The 6,340-nt window shown below is 36.2% G+C and carries 6 protein-coding genes; all 6 read right to left on the bottom strand.

Features of this window, described 5'->3' with window-relative positions; translation table 11 throughout:
- Positions 1-44: 44 nt before the first annotated feature.
- Positions 45-1,082 (bottom strand): L-threonylcarbamoyladenylate synthase, encoded by a 1,038-nt coding sequence (locus V7014_RS23830; protein WP_335511023.1) that lies wholly within the window; start codon positions 1,080-1,082, stop codon positions 45-47.
- 281 nt (positions 1,083-1,363) lie between these two features.
- Entirely contained in the window at positions 1,364-1,795 is a 432-nt protein-coding gene (locus V7014_RS23825; RefSeq protein WP_335511021.1) for a GNAT family N-acetyltransferase, read from the bottom strand.
- A 104-nt stretch (positions 1,796-1,899) separates the two neighbouring features.
- Positions 1,900-2,694 (bottom strand): stage II sporulation protein R, encoded by a 795-nt coding sequence (gene spoIIR / locus V7014_RS23820; protein ID WP_335511019.1) that lies wholly within the window; start codon positions 2,692-2,694, stop codon positions 1,900-1,902.
- Positions 2,695-2,792: 98 nt separating this feature from the next.
- On the bottom strand, positions 2,793-3,902 hold the full coding sequence (locus V7014_RS23815; protein WP_335511017.1) for an ABC transporter permease: 1,110 nt from the start codon (positions 3,900-3,902) through the stop codon (positions 2,793-2,795).
- Between the two features lie 3 nt (positions 3,903-3,905).
- Entirely contained in the window at positions 3,906-5,165 is a 1,260-nt protein-coding gene (locus V7014_RS23810) for an ABC transporter permease (RefSeq protein WP_335511015.1), read from the bottom strand.
- Between the two features lie 15 nt (positions 5,166-5,180).
- Positions 5,181-6,113: an ABC transporter ATP-binding protein gene (locus V7014_RS23805; protein WP_335511013.1), complete on the bottom strand. Its 933-nt coding sequence runs from the start codon at positions 6,111-6,113 to the stop codon at positions 5,181-5,183.
- Positions 6,114-6,340: the final 227 nt, after the last annotated feature.

Genomic DNA, 6,340 nt, shown 5'->3' with positions numbered 1-6,340 from the left:
GACGAAAACCCCCACCGATTAAAGTTTCACTTTATTGTCCTTCATTATACTTTTTCTTTTACTACAGTATGCCCAGCTGCTTTCAGCATCCTATTCATGATAGCTTCACCAATGCCATTTGTCGGAAATACCTCTCCGAAAATAACATCAATATCACACTCATCAAATGCACGTAACGCATCATATAATCCTGATGCAACAGTAATTAACTGACTACGCTGACCACATGGAATGATGCAATCCGCTTTGTAAAAATCTTCATTTTCTTCTGTTGTAAGCACACCGACTTTTTTACCTTCTGCTTTCTTTTCTTCAATCAAGCTTTGAATAAAAGTCGAACTTCCATCAACAAGAATAAATGGAGCTTCTGGCGCATAATGTGTATATTTCATACCTGGAGATCTCGGAGCCACTTCTTTATTATGAAGCGCCGTATCCTCTCTTACTTCGCCAACTATTCGTTGTAGATCCTCTTTCGTTACACCACCTGGGCGTAGAATAACTGGTATATCTTCTGTACAATCCACTACGGTAGATTCCACACCGACACCCGTTTCCCCGCCATCCACAATACCACTGATGCGACCTGACAAATCTTTCTCAACATGTTGTGCTGTTGTTGGGCTTGGTTTGCCAGAAAGATTGGCACTCGGTGCTGCAATTGGCAAATTCGCTTTACGAATTAGCGACAGTGCAATGGGATGATCCGGCATACGGATTGCCACCGTATCAAGACCAGCAGTTGCTACATCAGACAATCCTGCTTTCTTTCGTAAAACAAGCGTTAGTGGGCCTGGCCAAAAGGCTTCCATTAAAGCTTGTGCTATTTCCGGTATTTCTTCTACTATTTCGTTCACTTGCTGTTTATTAGCAATGTGGATAATAAGTGGATTATCACTTGGTCGTCCTTTGGCAACGAAGATTTTCTTCAGTGCTTCATCGCTTTTCGCATTAGCTCCTAATCCATACACTGTTTCTGTAGGAAAAGCCACGACTTCATCTTGCCTTAATAGCGCAGCCGCTTCTTTCACTTTTGACAGGTTATCCACAGATTCGTTCATTTTCCATACGATTGTTTTCAATTTGTACACCTTCTATTATGTCAATCCGTCATTTTTTCAAGTAAAATTATACCCTATTATACCCTATTCATAAAAGTAAACATCAAGAGTCTACTTTTATCTTCTTTTTTTACCATCTTTCCTTACTAAAAATCCTATTTTTATTAATAATTATATACATTAACTCACATTTTTTCGTCTATAACACATTATAATCAGAAAAATGTGTATAAATTTCAGATTTATCCACATTTTGTGGATAATAACTTGTAAACAGTGGATAACTTTGTGGATATACCTATTCATACTAGAGTTTTCCACATATATTTGACGTCTTTTTTTTGTAAAAGTGATGAAACGGCTGTTGATAACTTTAAATTTTCAGGAATTTCCTCGCACGAAATGATAGAAAACCCAAATGTTTGGAAGAATGGAATACTATTTGGTTGATTCGTTGCTAAATAAACAATCGAACAATTATGTTCACTAGCAATCACTAGTATTCTTTCTAGAAAAACTGGTAATCGTCCTGAAGGAAATCGTGGTGAGAATACAAAAGAACGTAACCAACCAATGTTTTCTATCATTACAATTCCTACGACTCCCACTATTTCATTTCTCTCATCTTCTACTAATATAAACAAAGAATCTTCATCATAAAGCGCATCAGAACGTTTAATGAATTGCTCAATTTTCTTCGAATCAGAAACTTCACCTCGTCGAACAGTTAACATACAATCCGCCCCTATCTTTTTTTACTATTTAGTCTATGATTCATATTCTTAATTTAGTAGAGAAAAGAGAAATTTCTTTACTAGACTTGTCGCTACATGATTATTTATTCTTTAAATAAATCCTCAAACAACTCCACAACGAACACCTTCTTCTCTAACACTGCTGGCTCCTCATTCTTCACCAATGCCTCCGCCTTTATTTCTGCTTCTTCCATTACTTGTTCTTTCTCTTTCTCTTGCTCCTGCTTATGTTCTCGATTTTGCCCTTGCTCTTGTTTTTGTTCTGGTCTTGGTTCTCGCTCTTGTCCCTGCCCTTGCTTTTGTTCTTGCTTTTGTTCTTGCTTTTGTTCTTGCTCTTGTTCGTCCTCTTCCATTGGTGACATACTTACCGCTGTTCCATTTGAAAAATCTAAGAAACATAATGGTGGAAATAATACACACCACCAATTAGCACCTTGTCCTTTACCGAGCGTAATCACAATTGCTTCATATTCCCCAGCTGGGTATAAATATTTCCCATATAACTTCGTTGGAAATTTCGCCTGCCCAAAGGTTACCTTTACCTCTTGATTCAAATTATGCTCCCTCACATAGTCTTCTGCAATACGTTGAATATCAGGCAAACGTCCTTTTATTACATTTCTGGCATCATCTATAGATGTTAATTCTTTTACCCACTCTGTAATGTTGGCATTCACTTCATCGCGAATAGCTCTTTTCACCGCTTGATCTTCCTCTAAATCACTATTCGCAAGTATTCTTAACCGAATTGCTTCTTTCGGAATAACAATTGGTTCTTCTGATGCTTGAGCAGGATCCACTTTAGGTATTGTTAAACTCGCCATTGTAGCAAAACAAACAATCATTATATATAAAACTGCCAATTGATTTTTTTTCATAAAAAACTCCACTCCCTTTCATATCAAACATTGTTGTCTAAAATGGACTATCTTAAACTAGTACATTAGACATTTTGTTTGAAAAGGAGTGGAAAATATTAATTCTTTCTATCGATTATTTGAATCCCTAAACCAATCATGACAACTCCAATTAGGCACATCATCCCAATTGGATAGGCAATTTGATTCCAGTCATAGCCATACACTGTAGCTCCTTTTAACGCTTCCATACCATAATAAATCGGCATAAATTTTGCTAATGACTGCATGATATCCGATGAGACGATTTCTATTGGCCAATATGCACCTCCAATCATCGCCATACAAACGGCTACTAGGGGTAGCGCTACATTAAATTGCTGTAGATTTTTCACAAGTGCAGCAACTAGTAATGAAAGGGCAATAATACAAAAGACATATGGAATAAGGATTATTAATGTTTTCCCAAATGCACCGTGAAATTCAATGTTCAAGCCGAAGTGAAATACACTAAAGACGATGACAACTTGTAAATATCCTATTATAAAGCTATATAATAAATTCCCTGCATACATCTCCCATTTCCTGATCGGTGAGATGATCATACGATTCCAAACCCCTTCTTTCTTCTCTGTTAAGATTGTTACCACATTGTAAGCAATCGTATATATAACAAAGAATAAAGAAAATCCAAACAAAGTCTGTAATTTCGCGTCATATACGAAGGAATCTTCGGTCGTAAAAGATTCCTTATCCATCTTAAAAGTATTATAATCAGACAATGAATCTAGTTTTTTCTCTAACTCTTGAATATTCACTGTAGGTATTGTTAAGGCATGCTGTAGTACATCTTCTTTTCGCTTTAAATCTTGATAAGCACCGATTACTTCATATTGAATAATATCGGCATTTTGACTACTCGTAGCTATAATGATGTTTGCTGAGTCTTTTTTTAATTCAACTGCTAGTTCACTCTTATTCTCTCTTACTCGCTGAATAGCATCGTCCTCATCATAGAGTGTATAACGGAAAGTGCCTATATCATTTAATTGTTTAAGAAGTGGCTTGATTTCTTGCTCGGTTTGATTAGAAAAAACAACAACTTCACTTTTTACACTAAAATTCGTTCCAATAATTACAGACATAACAATAATCGAAACTGTTAAACCAATAAAAGCCCAAGGTTTTCGCAGCAACATTTTAAACTTAACCATTAAGATCCCAAGCACGCCCTACGCCTCCCCTCTTCTTGGAAAAATACAAACAGCAAGAATAAATAAAATGACCGCATATGAGAACATTGTCCATAGTTCACTACCAAAAGCCGTTACATCATATTCTTGCATCATGTTTAAATAAGCCTTCAATCCAGCACCATTCAACGTATAACTTCCGATGGTTTGAAACCATTCTGGAAATGCACTTATCGGTACAAAGCTTCCACCGAAGAAACAGAAAATCGTAATAAAAGATGCAAAAAAGCTTGGAATCGTTTCATTTTTAAATTTCAAACTAATTGCTGTTATTAGTGCTGTGAATCCACCTATTCCTATAGAAGCACAAATGGTAATTAGTAAAAATAAAGATATACTCGGAATCTTCACATCATATAGCAAGACAGATGTGCCAAAAAGAATACATAATTGAATAAATGCTAATAGCGTTCCAGAAATAAAAAAGCTACTCAAATAACTCCAAGGTGATACATTACTCAATACAATTCGACTATACACGTGCAATTCTTTTTCCTGATACGCAAACGCTGCCAGATTAGAAACAATATAATAAATAAACATCATTCCCATGCCGATTGTATAGTAAGCCGCTGACGTAATAAGCGGTGTTTCATCGACCGTTTCTTTAGAGACTTTAACCATTGGTTGACTGTTTAAACTTACTGGTAACTGCTCTTGTTGTAATAGATTAGAAAAGGCATACTGCTCTTGAAAACTTTCAATAATTCCAATAAACATATTGCTAGATAAAGGGTCTGCTTCGTTATGTGAAAGCTTTAATGTTGGCACTTCCCCTTTTTGAAAGAAGAGATGTTGCAAGAAATCATACGTAAAGCCTTCTGGTATTTCAACAATTACAGTCGCTTTATCATTTTCTTTCAGTTGATTAAGTTCATTCGGAGATGCTTCATTTACTTCAACACTCTTCTTCATTTCTTTACTTGTTAATACTTGCTCTTTTAACATAGTAATTGGCAGTATATCAGATGCCGCTTTCGTTATTTGCACCTTTGCTTCAGGCGGCAAAACAGTAGATTGCTCTACTTCCTTTACGAATTGTTGAAGCTCATCCTGCTCCGAACCATGATTCACCATATATACTTTTGCTTTCAAAACGCTAAGTTCTCCGCCCATCATACCTGAAAGTGCAAAACCTAGAATACAGATTAATACAGTTGGCATCACTATTAATTGGATGATGCTATGACGGTTACGAATGAGGACAAGAAAATCTTTCTTAATAAGTTGAAATAGCATACTTCTCCCCACCTCCTAATTCCGTAAAACTCGGCCAGTTAAATGTAAGAATACATCTTCAAGGGTTGGATTCTTAATTTCAATGGAAGTAAAGGAAACATGAACTTGCTCAGAAATAGGAATAATAATATCAAACATATTTACTCCTTTTGGTGCTATAATCGTCACTTTCGTACCTTGCGAAGTGACACTTGTTATTTGTTTAGACTCTCTTAAAGCTTGTTCAAATTCTATGGATGGCATCTCTAGTTTCACTTCTACTGCATTGTCAGCAGATAAAATTTGCTTAATTTCATCTTTCGTACCAGAAGCAATCACTTCACCATGATCCATAATATAAATACGGTCACACAGATACTCCACTTCTTCCATGTAATGACTCGTATACAGAACGGTCATTTGTCTTTCTTTATTTAGCTTTTGCACAGTCTCTAAAATATAATTACGTGACTGTGGATCAATCCCTACTGTTGGCTCATCCATGATAATAAATTTCGGGTTATGTAGCAGTGCTACACCTATATTAAGTCTTCTTTTCATTCCACCCGAGAATGTCTTAACGAGATCTTTACGTCGATCTTGCAAACCAATGATATCAAGAACTTCTTCTACACGATTATGTAACACTTGTTTCGGTAATTTTTGAATACGGCCAAAGAATAATAAGTTTTCTTGTGCTGATAATTCTTGATAAAGCGCTATTTCCTGTGGTACTACACCTAATATTTGCCTCAGTTCTTTAGGGTGCTTGAGTATGCTTTTTCCGTTTAATTCAATGTCTCCACTTGTTGGATCTAGAAGAGATGAAATCATAGAAATAGTTGTACTTTTCCCCGCTCCATTTGGTCCAAGTAATCCAACAATCTCACCATCCTCCAGATGCATATTAATATTGTTTACAACAGTCTTTTGCTTGAACTTCTTCGTCAGATTAATAATATCAATCAACCTTATTCCTCCCTTACCACTCTCATCTATATTTCATTATAGAAATATCCTCCGGCTTTTGAACTGTCTGAAGTCACTAAAAAATGTTAATACCATGACCTAAGTCATATACCTAAGAAAAGCGGAAGCGCCCGTTTTGCTCCGTATCTTCTTTCGCCCTCCGACTGAGATAAAGGAAACACGAAGAGCTGATAAGCGATTCATTGTTTCTAGCTTCATCGGCCAGC

Origin of the sequence: Bacillus sp. JJ722 (assembly GCF_036963345.1) — a bacterium.
GTDB lineage: Bacteria > Bacillota > Bacilli > Bacillales > DSM-1321 > Bacillus_AD.
The sequence above is the reverse complement of the archived record's forward strand: the minus strand, read 5'-3'. Positions and strand labels throughout refer to the sequence as shown.

Excerpts from the sequence above, each read along its gene's own strand:
- V7014_RS23825 (WP_335511021.1), bottom strand. The coding sequence starts at position 1,795 with ATGTTAACTGTTCGACGAGGTGAAGTTTCTGATTCGAAGAAAATTGAG.
- spoIIR (WP_335511019.1), bottom strand. The coding sequence starts at position 2,694 with ATGAAAAAAAATCAATTGGCAGTTTTATATATAATGATTGTTTGTTTT.
- V7014_RS23810 (WP_335511015.1), bottom strand. The coding sequence starts at position 5,165 with ATGCTATTTCAACTTATTAAGAAAGATTTTCTTGTCCTCATTCGTAAC.